18 protein-coding genes are annotated in these 19,223 nt (G+C 71.5%); 1 reads left to right on the top strand and 17 read right to left on the bottom strand.

Going from position 1 to position 19,223, the window contains the following annotated elements; genetic code table 11:
- Positions 1–55: 55 nt before the first annotated feature.
- The 6 genes from carB to pyrR form a co-directional block, all read right to left on the bottom strand.
- Positions 56–3,364 carry a carbamoyl-phosphate synthase large subunit gene (carB, locus tag IF00_RS0109505; protein WP_030316310.1) on the bottom strand — a complete coding sequence of 1,103 codons (3,309 nt, stop codon included), beginning with the start codon at positions 3,362–3,364 and terminating at the stop codon, positions 56–58.
- Positions 3,357–4,499 (bottom strand): glutamine-hydrolyzing carbamoyl-phosphate synthase small subunit, encoded by a 1,143-nt coding sequence (carA, locus tag IF00_RS0109500; protein ID WP_030316308.1) that lies wholly within the window; start codon positions 4,497–4,499, stop codon positions 3,357–3,359. Before carA ends, carB begins: the two co-directional genes overlap by 8 nt.
- Positions 4,496–5,068, bottom strand: a complete 573-nt coding sequence (locus IF00_RS0109495; protein ID WP_030316306.1) for a PH-like domain-containing protein — start codon at positions 5,066–5,068, stop codon at positions 4,496–4,498. Before IF00_RS0109495 ends, carA begins: the two co-directional genes overlap by 4 nt.
- Positions 5,065–6,351 carry a dihydroorotase gene (locus IF00_RS0109490; protein ID WP_030316304.1) on the bottom strand — a complete coding sequence of 429 codons (1,287 nt, stop codon included), beginning with the start codon at positions 6,349–6,351 and terminating at the stop codon, positions 5,065–5,067. Before IF00_RS0109490 ends, IF00_RS0109495 begins: the two co-directional genes overlap by 4 nt.
- Before the next feature lie 2 nt (positions 6,352–6,353).
- Positions 6,354–7,334, bottom strand: a complete 981-nt coding sequence (locus tag IF00_RS0109485) for an aspartate carbamoyltransferase catalytic subunit (protein ID WP_030316302.1) — start codon at positions 7,332–7,334, stop codon at positions 6,354–6,356.
- An 86-nt stretch (positions 7,335–7,420) separates the two neighbouring features.
- Positions 7,421–7,987: a bifunctional pyr operon transcriptional regulator/uracil phosphoribosyltransferase PyrR gene (gene pyrR, locus IF00_RS0109480; RefSeq protein WP_030316301.1), complete on the bottom strand. Its 567-nt coding sequence runs from the start codon at positions 7,985–7,987 to the stop codon at positions 7,421–7,423.
- Positions 7,988–8,233: 246 nt separating this feature from the next.
- Between pyrR and bldD the strand changes: the two genes are divergently transcribed.
- On the top strand, positions 8,234–8,734 hold the full coding sequence (bldD, locus tag IF00_RS0109475; RefSeq protein WP_015032294.1) for a transcriptional regulator BldD: 501 nt from the start codon (positions 8,234–8,236) through the stop codon (positions 8,732–8,734).
- Between the two features lie 273 nt (positions 8,735–9,007).
- Here the strand turns inward: bldD and nusB are convergent, their stop codons facing one another.
- From nusB to ruvX, 11 genes are all read right to left on the bottom strand, one after another.
- Positions 9,008–9,445 (bottom strand): transcription antitermination factor NusB, encoded by a 438-nt coding sequence (gene nusB / locus IF00_RS0109470; RefSeq protein ID WP_030316299.1) that lies wholly within the window; start codon positions 9,443–9,445, stop codon positions 9,008–9,010.
- A gap of 2 nt (positions 9,446–9,447) precedes the next feature.
- Positions 9,448–10,014 carry an elongation factor P gene (gene efp, locus IF00_RS0109465; protein ID WP_030316297.1) on the bottom strand — a complete coding sequence of 189 codons (567 nt, stop codon included), beginning with the start codon at positions 10,012–10,014 and terminating at the stop codon, positions 9,448–9,450.
- Positions 10,015–10,063: 49 nt separating this feature from the next.
- Entirely contained in the window at positions 10,064–11,176 is a 1,113-nt protein-coding gene (locus IF00_RS0109460; protein WP_030316295.1) for an aminopeptidase P family protein, read from the bottom strand.
- 118 nt (positions 11,177–11,294) lie between these two features.
- A complete protein-coding gene (locus tag IF00_RS0109455) occupies positions 11,295–12,113 on the bottom strand; it encodes an AAA family ATPase (RefSeq protein WP_030316293.1) in 819 nt (272 codons plus the stop codon).
- Positions 12,114–12,486: 373 nt separating this feature from the next.
- Positions 12,487–12,933: a type II 3-dehydroquinate dehydratase gene (gene aroQ, locus IF00_RS0109450; RefSeq protein WP_030316291.1), complete on the bottom strand. Its 447-nt coding sequence runs from the start codon at positions 12,931–12,933 to the stop codon at positions 12,487–12,489.
- Positions 12,930–14,027: a 3-dehydroquinate synthase gene (gene aroB, locus IF00_RS0109445; protein WP_030316288.1), complete on the bottom strand. Its 1,098-nt coding sequence runs from the start codon at positions 14,025–14,027 to the stop codon at positions 12,930–12,932. Before aroB ends, aroQ begins: the two co-directional genes overlap by 4 nt.
- On the bottom strand, positions 14,024–14,545 hold the full coding sequence (locus tag IF00_RS0109440; RefSeq protein WP_030316286.1) for a shikimate kinase: 522 nt from the start codon (positions 14,543–14,545) through the stop codon (positions 14,024–14,026). The genes aroB and IF00_RS0109440 overlap by 4 nt, the downstream gene beginning before the upstream one ends.
- Positions 14,542–15,726, bottom strand: a complete 1,185-nt coding sequence (aroC, locus tag IF00_RS0109435) for a chorismate synthase (RefSeq protein WP_030316284.1) — start codon at positions 15,724–15,726, stop codon at positions 14,542–14,544. Before aroC ends, IF00_RS0109440 begins: the two co-directional genes overlap by 4 nt.
- A 259-nt stretch (positions 15,727–15,985) precedes the next feature.
- Complete coding sequence (locus IF00_RS0109430; RefSeq protein ID WP_030316282.1) at positions 15,986–16,813, bottom strand: shikimate dehydrogenase; 828 nt, start codon at positions 16,811–16,813, stop codon at positions 15,986–15,988.
- 2 nt (positions 16,814–16,815) lie between these two features.
- A complete protein-coding gene (mltG, locus tag IF00_RS0109425) occupies positions 16,816–18,654 on the bottom strand; it encodes an endolytic transglycosylase MltG (protein WP_030316280.1) in 1,839 nt (612 codons plus the stop codon).
- Between the two features lie 102 nt (positions 18,655–18,756).
- Complete coding sequence (gene ruvX, locus IF00_RS0109420; protein WP_030316278.1) at positions 18,757–19,221, bottom strand: Holliday junction resolvase RuvX; 465 nt, start codon at positions 19,219–19,221, stop codon at positions 18,757–18,759.
- Positions 19,222–19,223 lie beyond the last annotated feature (2 nt).

Genomic DNA, 19,223 nt, shown 5'->3' with positions numbered 1-19,223 from the left:
GTGGGTGTCCTCAGCAAGAGGGGGACACCGTTTCCGGTGTCCCCCTCGTGGGTTGCTAGTCGCGGGCCGCGGTCAGGTGTTCCGCGTGTTCCTGGAGCGAGCGGACCCCGACATCGCCCCGGTTGAGCGCGTCGATGCCCTGGACGGCCGCGGCGAGCGCCTGGACCGTGGTGAGGCACGGGACGCTGCGCGCCACCGCGGCCGTACGGATCTCGTAGCCGTCGAGGCGGCCACCGGTGCCGTACGGGGTGTTGACGATCAGGTCGACCTGGCCGTCGTGGATGAGCTGGACGATCGTCTTCTCGCCGTTCGGGCCCTCGCCCTCGCTCAGCTTGCGCACGATCGTGGCGTTGATGCCGTTGCGCTTGAGGACCTCGGCGGTGCCGGAGGTGGCGAGCAGCTCGAAGCCGTGGGCGACGAGCTCGCGCGCCGGGAAGATCATCGAGCGCTTGTCGCGGTTGGCGACGGAGATGAACGCGCGGCCCTTGGTGGGCAGCGGGCCGTAGGCGCCGGCCTGCGACTTGGCGTACGCCGTGCCGAAGACCGCGTCGATTCCCATGACCTCGCCGGTGGAGCGCATCTCCGGGCCGAGGACCGTGTCGACGCCGCGGCCGTGCACGTCGCGGAAGCGCGACCACGGCATCACGGCCTCCTTGACGGAGATCGGCGCGTCGAGCGGCAGGGTGCCGCCGTCGCCGGTCTTCGGCAGCAGGCCCTCGGCGCGCAGCTCGGCGATGGTGGCGCCGAGCGAGATGCGGGCGGCGGCCTTCGCGAGCGGGACGGCGGTCGCCTTCGAGGTGAAGGGGACGGTCCGCGAGGCCCGCGGGTTCGCCTCGAGGACGTAGAGGATGTCGCCGGCCATGGCGAACTGGATGTTGATCAGGCCGCGCACGCCGACGCCCTTGGCGATGGCCTCGGTGGAGGCGCGCAGGCGCTTGATGTCGAAGCCGCCGAGGGTGATCGGGGGCAGGGCGCAGGCCGAGTCGCCGGAGTGGATGCCGGCTTCCTCGATGTGCTCCATGACGCCGCCGAGGTAGAGCTCGTGGCCGTCGTAGAGGGCGTCGACGTCGATCTCGATGGCGTCGTCGAGGAAGCGGTCGACCAGGACCGGCCGGGTGGGGCTGATCTCGGTGGACTCGGCGATGTACGACTCCAGGCGGGTCTCGTCGTACACGATCTCCATGCCGCGGCCGCCGAGCACGTACGAGGGGCGTACGAGGACGGGGTAGCCGATCTCGTCGGCGATGGCCTTGGCGCCGGCGAAGGTGGTCGCGGTGCCGTGCTTGGGGGCCGGGAGGCCCGCGTCGGCGAGGACCTGGCCGAAGGCGCCGCGGTCCTCGGCGGCGTGGATGGCCTCCGGGGAGGTGCCGACGACCGGCACGCCGTTGTCCTTGAGCGCCTGCGAGAGGCCCAGCGGGGTCTGGCCGCCGAGCTGGACGACGACACCGGCGACGGGGCCCGCGAGGGTCTCGGCGTGGACGATCTCCAGCACGTCCTCGAGCGTCAGCGGCTCGAAGTACAGGCGGTCGGAGGTGTCGTAGTCCGTCGAGACGGTCTCCGGGTTGCAGTTGACCATCACGGTCTCGTAGCCGGCGTCGCTCAGGGCGAAGGAGGCGTGGACACAGGAGTAGTCGAACTCGATGCCCTGGCCGATGCGGTTCGGGCCGGAGCCCAGGATGATCACCGCGGGCTTGGTGCGGGGCGCGACCTCGGTCTCCTCGTCGTACGAGGAGTAGAAGTACGGCGTCTTGGCGGCGAACTCGGCGGCGCAGGTGTCGACCGTCTTGTAGACCGGGCGGACGCCGAGGGCGTGCCGGACCTCGCGGACGACGTCCTCGCGCAGACCGCGGATCTCGGCGATCTGGGCGTCGGAGAAGCCGTGGCGCTTGGCCTCGGCGAGGATCTCCGGGTTGAGCTTGTCGGCGGCGCCCAGCTCGTCGGCGATCTCCTTGATCAGGAAGAGCTGGTCGACGAACCACGGGTCGATCCTCGTGGCGTCGAAGACCTCCTCCGGGGTGGCTCCGGCGCGGATGGCCTGCATGACGGTGTTGATGCGCCCGTCGGTCGGACGGACCGCGTCGCGGAGCAGCTCGGCCTTGTCGCCGGGCTCGCCGACGAAGGTGAACTGCGAGCCCTTCTTCTCCAGGGAGCGCAGGGCCTTCTGGAGGGCCTCGGTGAAGTTGCGGCCGATCGCCATGGCCTCGCCGACCGACTTCATGGTCGTGGTCAGCGTGGAGTCGGCGGAGGGGAACTTCTCGAAGGCGAACCGCGGAGCCTTGACGACGACGTAGTCGAGCGTGGGCTCGAAGGACGCCGGGGTCTTCTCCGTGATGTCGTTCGGGATCTCGTCCAGCGTGTAGCCGACGGCGAGACGGGCCGCGATCTTGGCGATCGGGAAGCCGGTCGCCTTGGAGGCGAGCGCCGAGGAGCGGGAGACGCGCGGGTTCATCTCGATGACGATGATCCGGCCGTCGACCGGGTCGATCGCGAACTGGATGTTGCAGCCGCCGGTGTCGACGCCGACCTCGCGGATGATCGCGATGCCGATGTCGCGCAGCCGCTGGTACTCGCGGTCGGTGAGGGTCATCGCCGGGGCGACGGTGATCGAGTCGCCGGTGTGGACGCCCATCGGGTCGAAGTTCTCGATGGAGCAGACGACCACGACGTTGTCGTTCTTGTCGCGCATCAGCTCCAGCTCGTACTCCTTCCAGCCGAGGATGGACTCCTCCAGGAGCACCTCGGTGGTCGGGGAGAGCGTCAGGCCCTGGCCGGCGATGCGGCGCAGCTCCTCCTCGTCGTGGGCGAAGCCGGAGCCGGCGCCGCCCATGGTGAAGGAGGGGCGGACGACGACGGGGTAGCCGCCGAGGGTGTCGACGCCCTTGATGACGTCGTCCATCGAGTGGCAGATGACCGAGCGGGCGGACTCGCCGTAGCCGATCTTGGCCTTGACGGCCTCGACGACGCCCTTGAAGAGGTCGCGGTCCTCGCCCTTGTTGATGGCCTCGACGTTGGCGCCGATGAGCTCGACGCCGTACTTCTCCAGGACGCCCTGCTCGTGCATGGAGATCGCGGTGTTGAGCGCGGTCTGGCCGCCGAGGGTGGGCAGGAGGGCGTCGGGGCGCTCCTTGGCGATGATCTTCTCGACGAACTCGGGGGTGATCGGCTCGACGTACGTGGCGTCGGCGATCTCCGGGTCGGTCATGATCGTGGCCGGGTTGGAGTTGACCAGGATCACCCGCAGGCCCTCGGCCTTGAGGATGCGGCAGGCCTGGGTACCCGAGTAGTCGAACTCGGCGGCCTGGCCGATGACGATCGGGCCGGAGCCGATGACCAGGACGGACTGGATATCGGTGCGCTTAGGCACGCTCGGCCTCCATCAGGGATACGAAGCGGTCGAAGAGGTACGCGGCGTCGTGCGGGCCCGCGGCCGCCTCGGGGTGGTACTGCACGGAGAAGGCCGGCTGGTCGAGCAGCTGGAGGCCTTCCACGACGTTGTCGTTCAGGCAGACGTGCGAGACCTCGGCACGCCCGAAGGGGGTCTCGGAGACCTGGTCGAGGGGCGCGTCGACGGCGAAGCCGTGGTTGTGCGCGGTGATCTCGACCTTGCCGGTCGTACGGTCCTGGACCGGCTGGTTGATGCCCCGGTGGCCGTACTTCAGCTTGTAGGTGCCGAAGCCGAGCGCGCGGCCGAGGATCTGGTTGCCGAAGCAGATGCCGAACAGCGGCGTCCTGCGCTCCAGGACCGCCTGCATGAGGGCGACGGGGCCGTCCGCGGTGGCCGGGTCGCCCGGGCCGTTGGAGAAGAACACGCCGTCCGGGGCGACCGCGTACACGTCCTCGACGGTCGCGGTGGCGGGCAGCACGTGGACCTCGATGCCGCGCTCGGCCATGCGGTGCGGGGTCATGCCCTTGATGCCGAGGTCGATCGCGGCGACGGTGAACTTCTTGGTGCCGATCGCGGGGACGACGTACGTCTCCTTGGTGGCGACCTCGGCGGAGAGGTCCGCGCCCTTCATCTCGGGCTGCTGGCGGACCTCGGCGAGCATGGTGCCCTCGTCGGGCAGCGCGCTGCCGGAGAAGATGCCGACGCGCATGGCGCCGCTCTCGCGCAGGTGGCGGGTGAGGGCGCGGGTGTCGACGCCGGAGATGCCGACGACGCCCTGGTCGCGGAGCTCCTCGTCCAGCGAGCGCCGGGCGCGCCAGTTGGAGGAGACGCGGGCGGGGTCGCGGACGACGTAGCCGGAGACCCAGATGCGGCCGGACTCGGGGTCCTCGTCGTTGACGCCCGTGTTGCCGACGTGCGGGGAGGTCATGACGACGACCTGGCGGTGGTACGACGGGTCGGTGAGGGTCTCCTGGTAGCCGGTCATGCCGGTGGAGAACACGGCCTCGCCGAAGGTCTCCCCCACGGCCCCGTAGGCGCGGCCGCGGAAGATGCGGCCGTCCTCCAGGACGAGTACGGCGGGAACCTTGCTGGTTCCCCGGGTGGAGGTCGTCATCGTGCGATGCCTTCCGTCGTGGTGGTCATGGAGTTGATGGCCTCGACCCAGGCGGTGTGCTCGGCCGCCCGGTCGGACCGGAAGCCCGAGTCGAGCAGCGTGCCGCCGTGCGTCCAGGTGACGATCAGCAGGCCGCCCTCGGCGAGGACCTTGCCCGCGATGCCCTTGTCGAGGCGGGCCTCGCGCAGGGCCTCGGCCGGGACGAAGAAGTCGTTCGCCCCGGGGCGTACGACCGCGAGCCCGGCGTCGGTGAGCGTGAGCTCGACGCGGCTGCGGGTGCCGAGGCCGTGGGCCACGATCCGGTCGAGCCACTGCCCGGCGGTCGTGGAGCCGTGGTAGCGCCCGCTGAGAGTCAGTGTCGCCGTACCGGCCGTCTCGGGCGCGGTGGGGAGTTCGGGGAGGTCCGACTGGAGGCTGCCGCGCCACTTCCAGCCCTGGCGCATCAGCCAGTACACGAAGGCGATGAAGAGCAGCAGTCCGGCGACCCAGCCGAGCCGTCCGGCCCAGTCGGTCACCTCCGCCGACTTCTGATCGGCAGCCTCTGCGGCGATTGCGATGAGTGGTGTCACGCCAGCTTCCCGTCCACGACCGTTGCCCGGCCCCGCAGGAAGGTGTGGGTGACGCGTCCCGGCAGCTCACGGCCCTCGTAGGGGGTGTTTCGGCTGCGGGAGGCGAAGTCCGCGGGGTCCACGACACCACGGTAAGCCGGATCGACCAGCGTCAGGTTCGCGGGCTCACCAGCCGAGACGGGTCGTCCGTGGCCCTTGGCCCGTCCGATGCGGGCGGGCGCGAAGGACATCCGGTCGGCGACGCCGGCCCAGTCGAGGAGGCCGGTCTCGACCATCGTCTGCTGGACGACGGAGAGCGCGGTCTCCAGGCCGACCATGCCCATGGCGGCCGCGGCCCACTCGCAGTCCTTGTCCTCGTGGGGGTGCGGGGCGTGGTCGGTGGCGACGATGTCGATCGTGCCGTCGGCCAGCGCCTCGCGGAGCGCGAGGACGTCCTTCTCGGTGCGCAGCGGCGGGTTGACCTTGTAGACCGGGTTGTAGCTCCGGACCATCTCGTCGGTGAGGAGGAGGTGGTGCGGGGTGACCTCGGCGGTGACGTCGATGCCGCGGGACTTGGCCCAGCGGACGATCTCGACGGAGCCGGCGGTGGAGAGGTGGCAGATGTGGACGCGGGAGCCGACGTGCTCGGCGAGGAGGACGTCGCGGGCGATGATCGACTCCTCGGCGACGGCCGGCCAGCCGCCGAGACCGAGCTCGGCCGAGACGATGCCCTCGTTCATCTGGGCGCCCTCGGTGAGGCGGGGCTCCTGGGCGTGCTGGGCGACGACGCCGTCGAAGGCCTTCACGTACTCCAGGGCGCGGCGCATGATCACGGCGTCGTCGACGCACTTGCCGTCGTCGGAGAAGACGGTGACGCCGGCGGCGGAGTCGTGCATGGCGCCGAGCTCGGCGAGCTTCCTGCCCTCCAGGCCGACGGTGACGGCGCCGATGGGCTGCACGTCGCAGTAGCCGGACTCCTTGCCGAGCCGGTAGACCTGCTCGACGACACCGGCGGTGTCGGCGACCGGGTGGGTGTTGGCCATGGCGAAGACGGCCGTGAAGCCGCCGGAGGCGGCGGCACGGGTGCCGGTGAGGACGGTCTCGGAGTCCTCGCGGCCGGGCTCGCGCAGGTGGGTGTGGAGGTCGACGAGGCCGGGCAGCAGGATCTGGCCGTCGGCCTCGATCACGGTGGCGCCCTCGGCGGAGAGACCGGTACCGACCTCGACGACGGTCTCGCCGTCGATCAGCACGTCCTGGACGGCGCCGCCCAGCACCTGCGCACCGCGGATAAGAGTCTTGCTCATGGTTACTTGTTCTCCTCGGTACGGGTGTGGGTGACGGCGGAGTCGTTGCCGCCCAGAAGCAGGTAGAGGACCGCCATCCGGACGGAGACGCCGTTGGCGACCTGCTCGACGACCGTGCAGCGGTCGGAGTCGGCGACCTCGGCGGTGATCTCCATGCCGCGGACCATGGGGCCGGGGTGCATGACGATGGCGTGCTCGGGCATCCTCGCCATCCGCTCGCCGTCCAGCCCGTACCGGCGCGAGTACTCGCGCTCGGTGGGGAAGAAGGCGGCGTTCATCCGCTCGCGCTGCACACGCAGCATCATGACCGCGTCGGACTTCGGCAGCACGCGGTCGAGGTCGTACGAGATCTCGCAGGGCCAGGTCTCGACGCCGACGGGGACCAGGGTGGGCGGGGCCACCAGGGTGACCTCGGCGCCGAGGGTGTGCAGCAGGTCGACGTTGGAGCGGGCGACCCGGCTGTGCAGGACGTCGCCGACGAGCGTGATCCGCCTGCCCTCGAGGTCGCGGCCGAGCCCGGCGTCCCGGCCGACCAGGCGGCGGCGCATGGTGAAGGCGTCCAGGAGGGCCTGGGTGGGGTGCTGGTGGGTGCCGTCGCCGGCGTTGATGACGGGGGCGTCGATCCAGCCGGAGGTGGCGAGTCGGTACGGGGCCCCGGAGGCGCCGTGACGGATGACGACCGCGTCGACGCCCATGGCCTCCAGGGTCTGCGCGGTGTCCTTGAGGGACTCGCCCTTGGAGACGCTGGAGCCCTTGGCCGCGAAGTTGATCACGTCGGCGGAGAGGCGCTTCTCGGCGGCCTCGAAGGAGATCCGGGTCCGGGTGGAGTCCTCGAAGAACAGGTTGCAGATGGTCCGGCCGCGCAGGGTCGGCAGCTTCCGGATGGGCCGGTCGGCCACCCGGGCCATCTCCTCGGCGGTGTCGAGGATCAGGACGGCGTCGTCGCGGGTGAGGTCGGCGGCCGAGATGAGGTGACGCATCATCGGGGTGTCTCTCCGTGGTGGGGAGGTGTGAGGGCATGCGGGGGCGCAGGGGGGTGCCCCGGCCCCGCGGGGGAAAGCCGGTCCGGCTAGGCGGTGGGCCGGGCGCCGAGCAGGACGGTGTCGCGCCCGTCCTCCTCGGCGAGCTGGACCTTGACCGTCTCCCGCAGCGACGTGGGGAGGTTCTTGCCGACGTAGTCGGCGCGGATCGGAAGCTCGCGGTGGCCGCGGTCGACGAGGACGGCGAGCTGGACCGCACGGGGGCGGCCGATGTCGCCGAGGGCGTCGAGGGCGGCGCGGATGGTGCGGCCGGAGAAGAGCACGTCGTCGACGAGGACGACCAGGCGGCCGTCGATGCCGTCACCGGGGATCTCGGTGCGGCCGATGGCACGGGCCGGCTTCATCCGCAGGTCGTCCCGGTACATGGTGATGTCCAGGGATCCGACCGGGATCTTGGTGCCGGTGATCGATTCGAGCTTCTCGGCGAGCCGGCGGGCGAGGAAGACACCGCGGGTGGGAATGCCGAGGAGAACCACGTCGTCTGCGCCCTTGGCGCGCTCGACGATCTCGTGTGCGATGCGGGTCAGGACCCGCGCGATGTCCGGGGCCTCGAGAACGGGCCGCGCGTCGTCGCCGTACTGCTGCTGGGTGTCCATGAAGAAACGGACCTCCTTCTCCGCCTCACGGGACGGCTCTTAAAGGACGTCGGATTTGCGACGTCAACGATACCAGGGGTGGACGGAGGCCTCCCTCGCACCCCTGGCGCCACTCCGGGCACCGTCCCCCGGGAGGGGGCGGTACGGACCGTTCGGCTTGACGGGAAAGAGTAACGCTGCGTAACCTCACAGTGAGTTACCAGCCGCGCGGCGCAGCCGCATGTCGTCACAGCGTCCGGGAGCGTTATGTCCAGCGAATACGCAAAGCAGCTCGGGGCCAAACTCCGTGCCATCCGCACCCAGCAGGGTCTCTCGCTCCACGGGGTGGAGGAGAAGTCCCAGGGCCGCTGGAAGGCCGTGGTGGTCGGTTCGTACGAGCGCGGCGACCGCGCGGTGACCGTGCAGCGTCTTGCCGAGCTGGCCGACTTCTACGGGGTGCCGGTGCAGGAGCTCCTGCCGGGCACCACGCCGGGCGGGGCCGCCGAGCCGCCGCCGAAGCTCGTCCTCGACCTGGAGCGTCTGGCGCACGTCCCCCAGGAGAAGGCCGGCCCGCTCCAGCGCTACGCGGCGACGATCCAGTCGCAGCGCGGCGACTACAACGGCAAGGTGCTGTCGATCCGTCAGGACGACCTGCGTACCCTCGCCGTGATCTACGACCAGTCCCCCTCGGTCCTCACCGAGCAGCTCATCAGCTGGGGCGTCCTCGATGCCGACGCGCGCCGCGCGGTCGCCCACGAGGAGAACTGACCCCTTCCGGGGAACCAGCAGAAACGTACCGCCGGGCCCGTGGACGTCATCCGACGTCCACGGGCCCGGCTGCTTTCTCCCCCGCTGCTTTCTCCCCGGCTGCTTTCTCACCGTCCTTCTCAGCGGCTGCTTTCTCACCGTCGCGAACCCCGGTCCTCCCGCCGTCGCGACCCCGCCGCTCTCGCCGTCGCGAACGATGAGCCGGGAACACGCCGAAGGGGCCCGCAGCACGAGTGCTGCGGGCCCCTTCGACTGCCGGTGACGTCTTCGGACTCAGACGTCCGCGTCCCGGCGCAGACGCGGCTTCAAGTCCTTGAAGCGCGCCAGCAGACCGTTGACGAAGGTCGGGGACTCGTCCGTGGAGAACTCCTTGGCGAGCTGCACCGCCTCGTCGATCGCGACCGCGTCCGGCGTGCCGTCCTCCCAGATCAGCTCGTACGCACCGAGGCGCACGATGTTCCGGTCGGCGACCGGCATCCGGTCGAGGTCCCAGTCCACCGCGTAGGTCGCGATGAGCTCGTCGATCCGAGCCACGTGGGACGCGTAGCCCTCGACCAGCTGCATGGTGAAGTCGTTCACCGGCGGCTGGCGGTCGTCCGACCGCGCGTGCCGGACCTGGTCCGCGAGAACCTCCTGGACGGAGGCACCACGCTGGTCCGCCTCGAAGAGGATCTGGAAGGCGCGCTTGCGGGCCTTGCTCCGAGCGGCCACGGTTACTTGTTCACCCGGCCGAGGTAGTCGCTGGTGCGGGTGTCGACCTTGATCTTCTCACCGGTGGTGATGAAGAGCGGGACCTGGATCTCGTGGCCGGTCTCCAGCGTCGCGGGCTTGGTGCCGCCGGTGGAGCGGTCGCCCTGGACGCCCGGGTCGGTGTGCTTGATCGTCAGCTCGACGGCGGCCGGGAGCTCGACGTAGAGCACCTCGCCCTCGTGCTGCGCGACGGAGGCGGTGAAGCCCTCGATGAGGAAGTTGGCGGCGTCGCCGACGGACTTGCGGTCGACCATCAGCTGGTCGTAGGTCTGCTCGTCCATGAAGACGAAGTAGTCGCCGTCCATGTAGGAGAACTGCATGTCGCGGCGGTCGATGGTGGCCGTCTCGACCTTCACGCCGGCGTTGAAGGTCTTGTCGACGACCTTGCCGGACAGCACGTTCTTGAGCTTGGTGCGCACGAAGGCCGGGCCCTTGCCGGGCTTGACGTGCTGGAACTCGACGACGGACCAGAGCTGGCCCCCGTCGAGCTTGAGCACCATGCCGTTCTTGAGGTCGTTCGTGGAAGCCACGGTTGCGGAATCTCCTGGACTGACGCGGGACCGCGGAGACGTCCGCGCCCTACAGCGCGAGCAGCTCCTTGGTCGTGATGGTGAGTAGCTCGGGTCCGCCGTCCGCCTCCTGGCGCACGACGAGCGTGTCATCGATCCGGACCCCGCCCCGTCCCGGGAGGTGAACCCCCGGTTCGACGGTGACCGGCACACAAGCGTCCAGTTTACCCATGGCCGAGGGTGAGAGCTGCGGGTCCTCGTCGATTTCGAGCCCCACGCCGTGCCCGGTGAGGGGTACGGCGGCCTCTCCGTGCCCCGCCGAGTCCAGAATCTGGCGGGCCGCCCGGTCCACGTCGCGGTACTCGGCTCCCGGTGCGAGAGACTCCCGACCGGCCCGCTGAGCGGCGAAGACGAGCTCGTACAGCTCGATCTGCCAATCGGCCGGCGTCGTGCCGATGACGAAGGTACGGCCGATCTCACAGCGGTAGCCGCGGTAGTCGGCACCGAGGCAGACCGAGAGGAAATCGCCCTCCTCGACCCGGCGGTCGGAGGGCCGGTGTCCCCGGCGGCCGGAATGGGGACCGGTCGCCACCGACGTCGGGAAGGCAGCCCCGTCGGCACCGTGGTCGACGAGCCGCCGCTCCAGCTCCAGGGCGAGGTGCCGCTCGGTCCGCCCCACCAGGATCGACTCCAGGAGCTCTCCGAGCGCCTGGTCGGCGATCTCGGCGGCGATCCGGAGACAGGCGATCTCGTCCTCGTCCTTGACGATCCTCAGCTGCTCCACGGCGCACGCGAGGTCGGCGAGGCGCAGTCCGGGCGCGACGGCGGCCATGGCCCGGTGCCGGGTCACGGTCAGATCGTGCTCCTCGACCGCCAGCGCGTCGGCGCCCGCCCGGCGGGCGAGATCGATCGCGGCGACGGCCGGATCGCCTCCGCCCGCGGGCAGCACCTGCCGGCGGAGAAGTTCGTCGAGCCGTCCGTCGGCCGGTTCGCCGGTGGGCGCGACCGGACAGAGCAGCATGTCCGCTTCGGGCTCGGGCCCGACGAGGAGGACCGCGCCCGGCGGCGAGCCGCCCGCGAGATAGCGGACGTTGGCAGGGCGGGAGACCAGGGCCGCCGGGCTGCCCGCGGCCGCGCACCGATCGCGCAGCCGTACACGGCGGTCCGCATACACCTCTGACATGCTCCGAGCGTACGAGCAGCGGGGCGCGGTGGCCTGTTCAGGACGGCCGACCGGGCGGGAACCCCGCCAGGTCGTGGGCGTGCGCCCCGGGCCGGGCCTCCCGAGCCCGGCCCGGAGGTCACCAGGTGGGCGGGCTGGCGATCGCGCGGGCCAGGACGTCGTCGAGGACGCGGGCGGTGGTCTCGACGTCGTACGTGGAGTTGTCGATGATCGGCAGGCCGGAGCCGTACCAGCCGGCCATCCGGCCGTGGATGGCGGCGACCTCCTCGTCCGAGAGGCGCCGGTTGCCGCTGCGCTCGGCGTTGCGCTCCAGGACGATCTCCAGACCGGGCAGAAGCACCACGGGCAGCAGCCCGGGGCCGACGTGCCGCTTCCAGCCGCCGAGGCCGACGACGGGCCGGTCGGGGAAGACGGCGTCGTCGACGATGCAGGAGATGCCGTTGGCGAGGAAGTTGCGCGCGGCGAAGCCGCAGGTGCGGCGGGCGAGCCGGTACTGCGCCTCGGAGTGCTCGTTCCACCCGGACTGCGGGTCGGCGAAGCCCGAGCAGACCCACTCGCGGACGTCGTCGAGGCTGATGTGCGCGGTGGGCACCCGGCGGCGCTGCGCCCAGTGCCGGGCGACGGTGGTCTTGCCGGCGCCCGCCGGGCCGATCAGCAGCACGGCGAGGGTCGCGGCCCCGGTGCCGCCGCCGTGCTCCACGGCGGGCGCGAGCGGCGCGCTTACGGGCGGCAGGGGCACGTGGCCTGTGAGGTCGGCGCGCGGGGGCTGCCCGCCGGGGTACTGCGATCCGCCCGGGTGCTGCGGACCGCCGGAATGCTGCGGTACGGCTCCGGAACGGCCCCAGCCGGGCGTCCCGGGCCCCGCGGGAGGCGCGGAGTGCGGAGGCGGGGCGGCGTGCGGAGGCCGGGGCGCGCCGCTCTGGACGGTCGGGTGCACGCCGAGCCGGGATCCGGCGGGAGGACTCGAGTACGGGGCGCCGGGCGGAGCCGGCGGTATCGGCGGCCGCTCTCCCGGGGCGCTCCCGGCCGCGGCGGACACGGGCCCGGCCCCGGCTCCGGGTCCCGGGCCGGTGCCGCGCCCCGGGGCGCTCCCGGGCGCGGAAGCGGAATCGGGAACGAGTCCCGGGCCGGTGCCGGGGCCGGTCGCCCGGCCCGGTCGCTCCGGCGGTGGCAGCGGACCCCCCACTGCGTGCTGCATCCGGTCCCACTCCGTCTCGTACGCCTGTTGTAGCCGGTTATCCGGTGCGCCGGAACGTTACCGTCCCCGGCCCCCGCAGGGGGAACGGCCGGGGCCTCCCCCTGGTGCCCTGTCAGCCCGTCAGTTCCTCGGCGAGCGCCCGCAGCGCCAGCCGGTAGGAACCGATCCCGAACCCGGCGACCGTCCCGGTCGCCACGGCCGCGACGACCGAGGTGTGCCGGAACTCCTCCCGGGCGTACGGGTTCGAGATGTGGACCTCGATCAGCGGCGCGGTCCGCTGGGCGGCCGCGTCCCGCATCCCGTACGAGTAGTGCGTGAACGCACCCGGGTTGATCACCACCGGGATCGAGCGGTCCGCCGCCTCGTGCAGCCAGCGGATCATCTCGCCCTCGTCGTTCGTCTCCCGGACCTCGACGTCGAAGCCGAGCTCCGCGCCGAGGGTCCTGCAGGACTCGACGAGCCCCTTGTAGGAGGTGGCGCCGTAGATGTCGGGCTCGCGGGAGCCGAGCCTGCCCAGGTTGGGGCCGTTGAGCACCAGAACGGGACGGGGCTCGCTCACGCGGACACCTCGCCGTACGCGGCGATCAGGACCGCCGGGTCGGGGCCCTCCAGGACGGTCGGCTTGCCGATCCCGTCGAGGACGATGAAGCGGAGCAGGTCGCCGCGGGACTTCTTGTCCACCCGCATGGTCTCCAGGAGCTTGGGCCACTGGTCGCCGCGGTAGGTGAGCGGCAGTCCGACGGACTCCAGGATCGCGCGGTGCCGGTCGGCGGTGGCGTCGTCGAGGCGCCCGGCGAGACGGCCGAGCTCGGCGGCGAAGACCATGCCGACGGAGACGGCGGCGCCGTGGCGCCACTTGTACCGCTCGTTCTTCTCGATCGCGTGGGCGAGGGTGTGGCCGTAGTTGAGGATCTCCCGGCGGCCGGCCTCCTTGAGGTCGCCGGAGACGACCTCGGCCTTGACCCGGATCGAGCGGACGAGCAGCTCGGCGGTGTGGGGACCGGCGGGGGTACGGGCCGCCTGCGGGTCCTCCTCGATGAGGTCGAGGATCACCGGGTCGACGATGAAGCCGGCCTTGATGATCTCCGCGAGTCCGCTGACGTAGTCGTGCACCGGCAGCGAGTCGAGCGCGGCCAGGTCGCAGAGGACGCCGGCGGGCGGGTGGAAGGCACCGACGAGGTTCTTGCCCTCGGCGGTGTTGATGCCCGTCTTCCCGCCGACGGCCGCGTCGACCATCGCGAGGACGGTGGTCGGTACGGCGATCCAGCGGACGCCCCGCAGCCAGCTCGCGGCGACGAAGCCGGCCAGGTCGGTGGTGGCGCCGCCGCCGACGCCCACGATGACGTCGCTGCGGGTGAAGCCGGTCTGGCCGAGCGCCTTCCAGCAGTAGGCGGCGACCTCGACGGTCTTCGCCTCCTCGGCGTTCGGCACCTGGATGGCGACCGCCTCGTAGCCCTGCTCGGCGAGGTCCGCGCGGAGCGCCTCACCGGTGTCGGCGAGCGCCTCCGGGTGGATCACGGCGACCCGCTTGGCCTGGTTGCCGATGAGGGCCGGGAGCTCGCCCAGCAGCTGCCGGCCGACCAGCACCTCGTACGGATCCGTGCCGGCACTGCCCGCGACGTGGATACGGGTGACTTCCTGGTCCGTCGTCATGCGTCCTTCTTCAGATCCAGTGCCGCGAGGACCGCGCCCGCGACCTCTTCGGGGGTGCGGTCGTCGGTGGTGACGACGGCCCGCGCGACTTCGGTGTACAGATGGCGGCGCGCCTCCATCAGCTCGCGCCACTGGCGGCGCGGATTGACGGCGAGCAGCGGGCGCGCGGTGTTGAGGCCGACGCGCCGGACCGCCTCGTCGACGTCCATCGAGAGGTACGCGACGGGCAGCCCGGCGAGCAGGGCACGGGTTCCGGCGTCGAGGATCGCACCACCGCCGAGGGCGAGGACGCCCTCGTGCCCGGCGAGGGCCGCGGCGACCGCGTCCCGCTCCAGGGCGCGGAAGTGCTCCTCGCCGTCCTCGATGAAGATGTCGGAGATCTCTCGGCCCTCGGCGGCGACGATGTCGGCGTCGGTGTCCCGGTAGGGCGCGCCGAGCCGTTCGGCCAGGAGCGCGCCCACCGTGGACTTGCCGGAGCCCATGGGCCCGACGAGGACGACCAGGGGACCGCCGGTCACCGGATGCGCAGGTTCTCGAGGTACGACCGCACGTTGCGGCGGGTCTCGGGGACGCTGTCGCCGCCGAACTTCTCGACGACGGCGTCCGCGAGGACGAGCGCGACCATGGCCTCGGCGACGATGCCGGCCGCGGGGACCGCACAGACGTCGGAGCGCTGGTGGTGGGCCTGGGTGGCCTCGCCGGTGACGACGTCGACGGTGGCGAGGGCGCGCGGCACGGTCGCGATGGGCTTCATCGCGGCGCGGACCCGCAGCAGCTCGCCGGTGGTCAGGCCGCCCTCGGTGCCGCCGGAGCGGCCGGAGGTGCGCTTGAGGCCCTCCTCGGTCTTCACGATCTCGTCGTGGGCCTTGGAGCCGGGCACGCGGGCCAGCTCGAAGCCGTCGCCGACCTCGACGCCCTTGATGGCCTGGATGCCCATGAGGGCGGCGGCGAGCCGCGCGTCGAGACGCCGGTCCCAGTGGACGTGGGAGCCGAGGCCGACGGGAACGCCGTAGGCCAGCACCTCGACGACACCGCCGAGGGTGTCGCCGTCCTTGTGGGCCTGGTCGATCTCGGCGACCATCGCCTTCGACGCGTCGGCGTCGAGGCAGCGGACCGGGTCGGCGTCGAGCTTCTCGACGTCGGCGGGGGTCGGGTACACGCCGTACGGCGCCTTCGCGGCGGCCAGTTCGACGACGTGCGAGACGATCTCGATGCCCGCGGTCTCCTTGATGAAGGAGCGGGCGATCGCGCCGAGGGCGACACGGGCGGCGGTCTCCCGGGCGCTGGCGCGCTCCAGGATGGGCCGGGCCTCGTCGAAGCCGTACTTCTGCATGCCGGCGAGGTCGGCGTGACCGGGGCGCGGCCGGGTCAGGGGGGCGTTGCGGCCCGTCTCCTTGAGCTCGGAGGGGTCGACCGGGTCGGCCGCCATGACCTTCTCCCACTTGGGCCACTCGGTGTTGCCGACCATGACGGCGATCGGGGAACCGAGGGAGAGCCCGTGCCGGACTCCACCCAGGAAGGTGATCTCGTCCTGCTCGAACTTCATCCGGGCGCCACGCCCATAGCCGAGGCGTCGCCGCGCGAGGTGGTCCGCCACCAGCTCAGTGGTGACCGGGACGCCGGCGGGAAGGCCCTCCAGTGTCGCGACCAGCGCGGGTCCGTGGGATTCCCCAGCGGTCAGCCAACGCAACCTGCTCAACGATGCTCCTCATGCTCGCGCCTGGGTACTGCGACGGCGCGACCGGGTGCGCGGCCCTGGCCCGCCATCCCTGATCCTCCCACGTCCGCGGGACGAACCCGTCCTCCGGTCCAGCTGTCGGACGCGGATCCCGCCGTTCTGGACGATCTCGGCGCTCTCGGCCCGGACACGAGCCGGCCCTGGCGGACTCCCGACCGCCCGGCCGGGCCCCGCGACGGTCCCTCCGCCGCGCGCCCGCTCGGTCCGACCCTCGGTGGCCCTAACGGGCCGCCAGGGCCTGCTCCCCCGCCGCGCGCATCGCCGCGAGCGGCGCCCTGGGGACGCCGGTCATCTGCTCGACCTGGAGGACGGCCTGGTGGACGAGGAGGTCGAGTCCGCCGACCACCTTGCCGCCGCGGTCGGACCAGGCCGCGGCGAGCGCCGTCGGCCACGGGTCGTACAGGACGTCGAAGAGGGTGCCGACGGCATCGGGGACGGTGCCCGCGAGGGCGTTCGTCGTACCGGCGGGGGTGGTCGCGACGACCAGCGGGGAGGCGAAGGCCTCCGCCGCGTCGTCCCAGGCGGCCGTACGGACCTCCACGCCGAGCCGCTCGCCCCAGCCTCGCATCTCCTCGGCCCGCGCCTCGCTCCGCACGTACGCGGTGACGGGTCCGTCGCAGATCCGGGCGAGTGCGGCGAGCGCGGAGGAGGCGGTGGCGCCGGCCCCGAGGACCGCCGCCGACTCCACCTTCTCGACGCCCCGCTCCCGCAGGGCCGCGAGCATGCCGGGGATGTCGGTGTTGTCACCGACCCGGCGACCGTCCTCGCGGAAGACGACCGTGTTCACGGCCTCGACCGAGGCGGCCGTGTCGCTGATCCCGTCGAGCAGCGGGATGATCGCCCGCTTGAGCGGCATGGTCAGCGACAGCCCGGCCCAGCTGTCGTCCAGCTCGCCGACGAAGCGGGGCAGCCCGGCCTCGTCGACCTCGAAGCGTTCGTACGCCCAGTCGTCGAGGCCGAGCGCGGCGTACGCGGCCCGGTGCAGGACCGGGGAGAGCGAGTGCGCGATCGGCGAGCCGAGGACCGCCGCGCGGCGTGCCAGGGTCATCGTCAGCTCCCCGCGTTGAACTTGTCGACGAGCTTCTGGTGCTCGGCGAGCGTCTTGGCGAATTCGGTCTTGCTCATGCCGTCGGTGGCGACGAAGTAGATCCAGCCGTCCTTCGTCGGGTCGAGCATGGCGGCGAGGGCGTCGTTGCCCGGGTTGCTGATCGGACCGGGCGGCAGGCCCTTGTGTTTGTAGGTGTTGTACGGGTCGGTGTTGGTCTGGGTCTCCTTCTCGGAGATCTTGATCTCGCTCTGACCCTTCAGGTAGTTCAGGGTCGAGTCGAACTGCAACAACTGGAACGTCTCGCGGTTGTCCGGCGAGAGGCGGTTGTAGATCACCTCGGACATCTTGCGGAAGTCCTCGTGCGTCTTGCCCTCGGCCTGGACCAGGCTGGCGATGGTGAGGAGTTCCCACGGCCCCTTGACGCCGAGCCCCTTCGCCCTCGCGTCGAGCTCGAGCTTGGCGTACTCCTGGTTCGCGCGCGCGACCATCTTGCGCAGCGCGTCCTCGGGCTTGCTGCCCTTCCCGACCGGGTAGCTCGCCGGGAAGAGGAATCCTTCCAGCGGGTCCTTGATGTCGGGGTGCTTCTGGGCCCATTCCGGGAGGCCGAGGCTGTCCGCCTTCGCGAGCGCGATGCCCTTCGTGGTGCCCGGCTTGAGGTCCAGACGCTGATCGAGCTTCTCGTAGACCCAGGCGTTCCGCCTGCCCTCGGGGATGATCAGGTTGGCCTGGCTGGCCGGGTTCAGCATCAGCGTCACCGCGCTGTCCGCCGACATCTCCTTCTTGAGCGTGTACACGCCCGCCTGGATCGAGATGCCCTTGGGGTTCTTCTGCTGCGCGGACACGAAGGCGTCGACGCTCTTGACGACGCCCGCCTTCTTCAGGATGTTGCCGATCTCGTTGCCCAGCGCGCCCTTCGGGATCTCGACCTGGACCTCGCCCGAGCCACCGCCCGCGTAGTCCTCCGCCGCGCCGAACTGGCCCTGCCAGAACTGGTAGCCGAAGTAGCCGACGCCGCCGACGCCGCCCGCGAGGACGAGTGCGACGACCAGGCAGGCCACGCCGTTCTTGCCCTTGCGCTTGCTCGCCTTGCTCCGGCGTTCGCGGTCGCCGTCGCGGGAGCCCCGGCCGCGGCCCGGCTCCTCGTCGTACTCGTCGTCGTACTCGTCGTCGTCCGGGCCTTCCTGGCCGGTGAAGAAGGGGTGCTTCTCCTCCTCCGGCTCCGGGCGGGCCTCTTCCTCCGGCGCCCAGTCGATGACCGGCTCCGGCGGGTTCTGCCGGCGGCCGGGAGGCTGGGGCGGGGGGTACGCCTCGGGCGTGCCGTACAGGTCGGGGTTCTGGCCGCCGTACGGATCGGCCGGAGTCCCGCCGTACGGCATCGCCGCCTGGCTCGTCTCCCAGTTGCCGTCGTACTGCTGTCCGAGGTGCCCGGGCGTGTCGTACTCGCCCTGGCCCTGGTACCCCGACCCGTACTGCTGCTGGTACTGCTGGTGCTGCTGCTCGTACGCCTGCTGGTACTGCTGCTGCGCGGCGTGCTGCTGCACCTGCTGCTGGTACTGCGCCTGCGGATCCACGTACCCCTGCGGCTGCTGCTGGTACTGCTGCTGCGCATGCTGCTGCTGCTGGTTCTGCTGGTACGGGTCGCCCTCGTACGCCTGCGGGACCTGGCCGGTCTGGCCGCCCTGCCCGTACGGGTCCTGGTAGCCGTGAGCGCCCTGGCCGTACTGGTTCGCCTGCTGCGGGTGCGGGTAGTGCTGCTGCTGGCCCTCCCACCCCTGGTCCCCGAACAGCGGGTCCCCGGGGTGCCACGGTTCGGAGCCGGAGCTCCGGCCATACTCAGTCATCGATCCCCAAAACAGCCGCGAGGCTTCCGGACGATCCGCCTCTACGTAGTGCGGCAGCTGTTCGAACACCGCCGCATCGCGCGAGACGTTACCGTATCGCGATCAGATGACCACTTCGACGCCCTCGCCAGGCGGATTACCTGATACCCGTTCGGACTCAAGAGCGTTCTGAAGGATGATCACAGCGGCGGCCTGATCGATGACGGACCGCCCCTTCTTGGCCTTCACTCCGGAGGCCCGCAGCCCCTGGGTCGCGGTGACGGTGGTCATCCGCTCGTCGACCAGCCGGACCGGCACCGGTGCGATGCCCTTGGCCATCTCCCCGGCGAAGGCACGGACTTTGGTCGCGGCCGGACCCTCCCGCCCGCTGAGCGAGCGGGGCAGGCCCACGACGACCTCGATCGGCTCGTACTCCTCGACGATCTGGCGGAGCCGTCGGTGGGCGGCCGGGACATCGCGTCCCGGCACGGTCTCCACCGGCGTGGCGAGGACCCCGTCGGGGTCGCACGAGGCGACCCCGATCCGGGCGTCCCCGACGTCGACCGCGATGCGGCGGCCGCGACGCATCG

It is taken from the genome of Streptomyces flavochromogenes (assembly GCF_000717595.1).
GTDB lineage: Bacteria > Actinomycetota > Actinomycetes > Streptomycetales > Streptomycetaceae > Streptomyces > Streptomyces flavochromogenes.
This window is presented reverse-complemented; position numbering and strand designations above follow the sequence as displayed.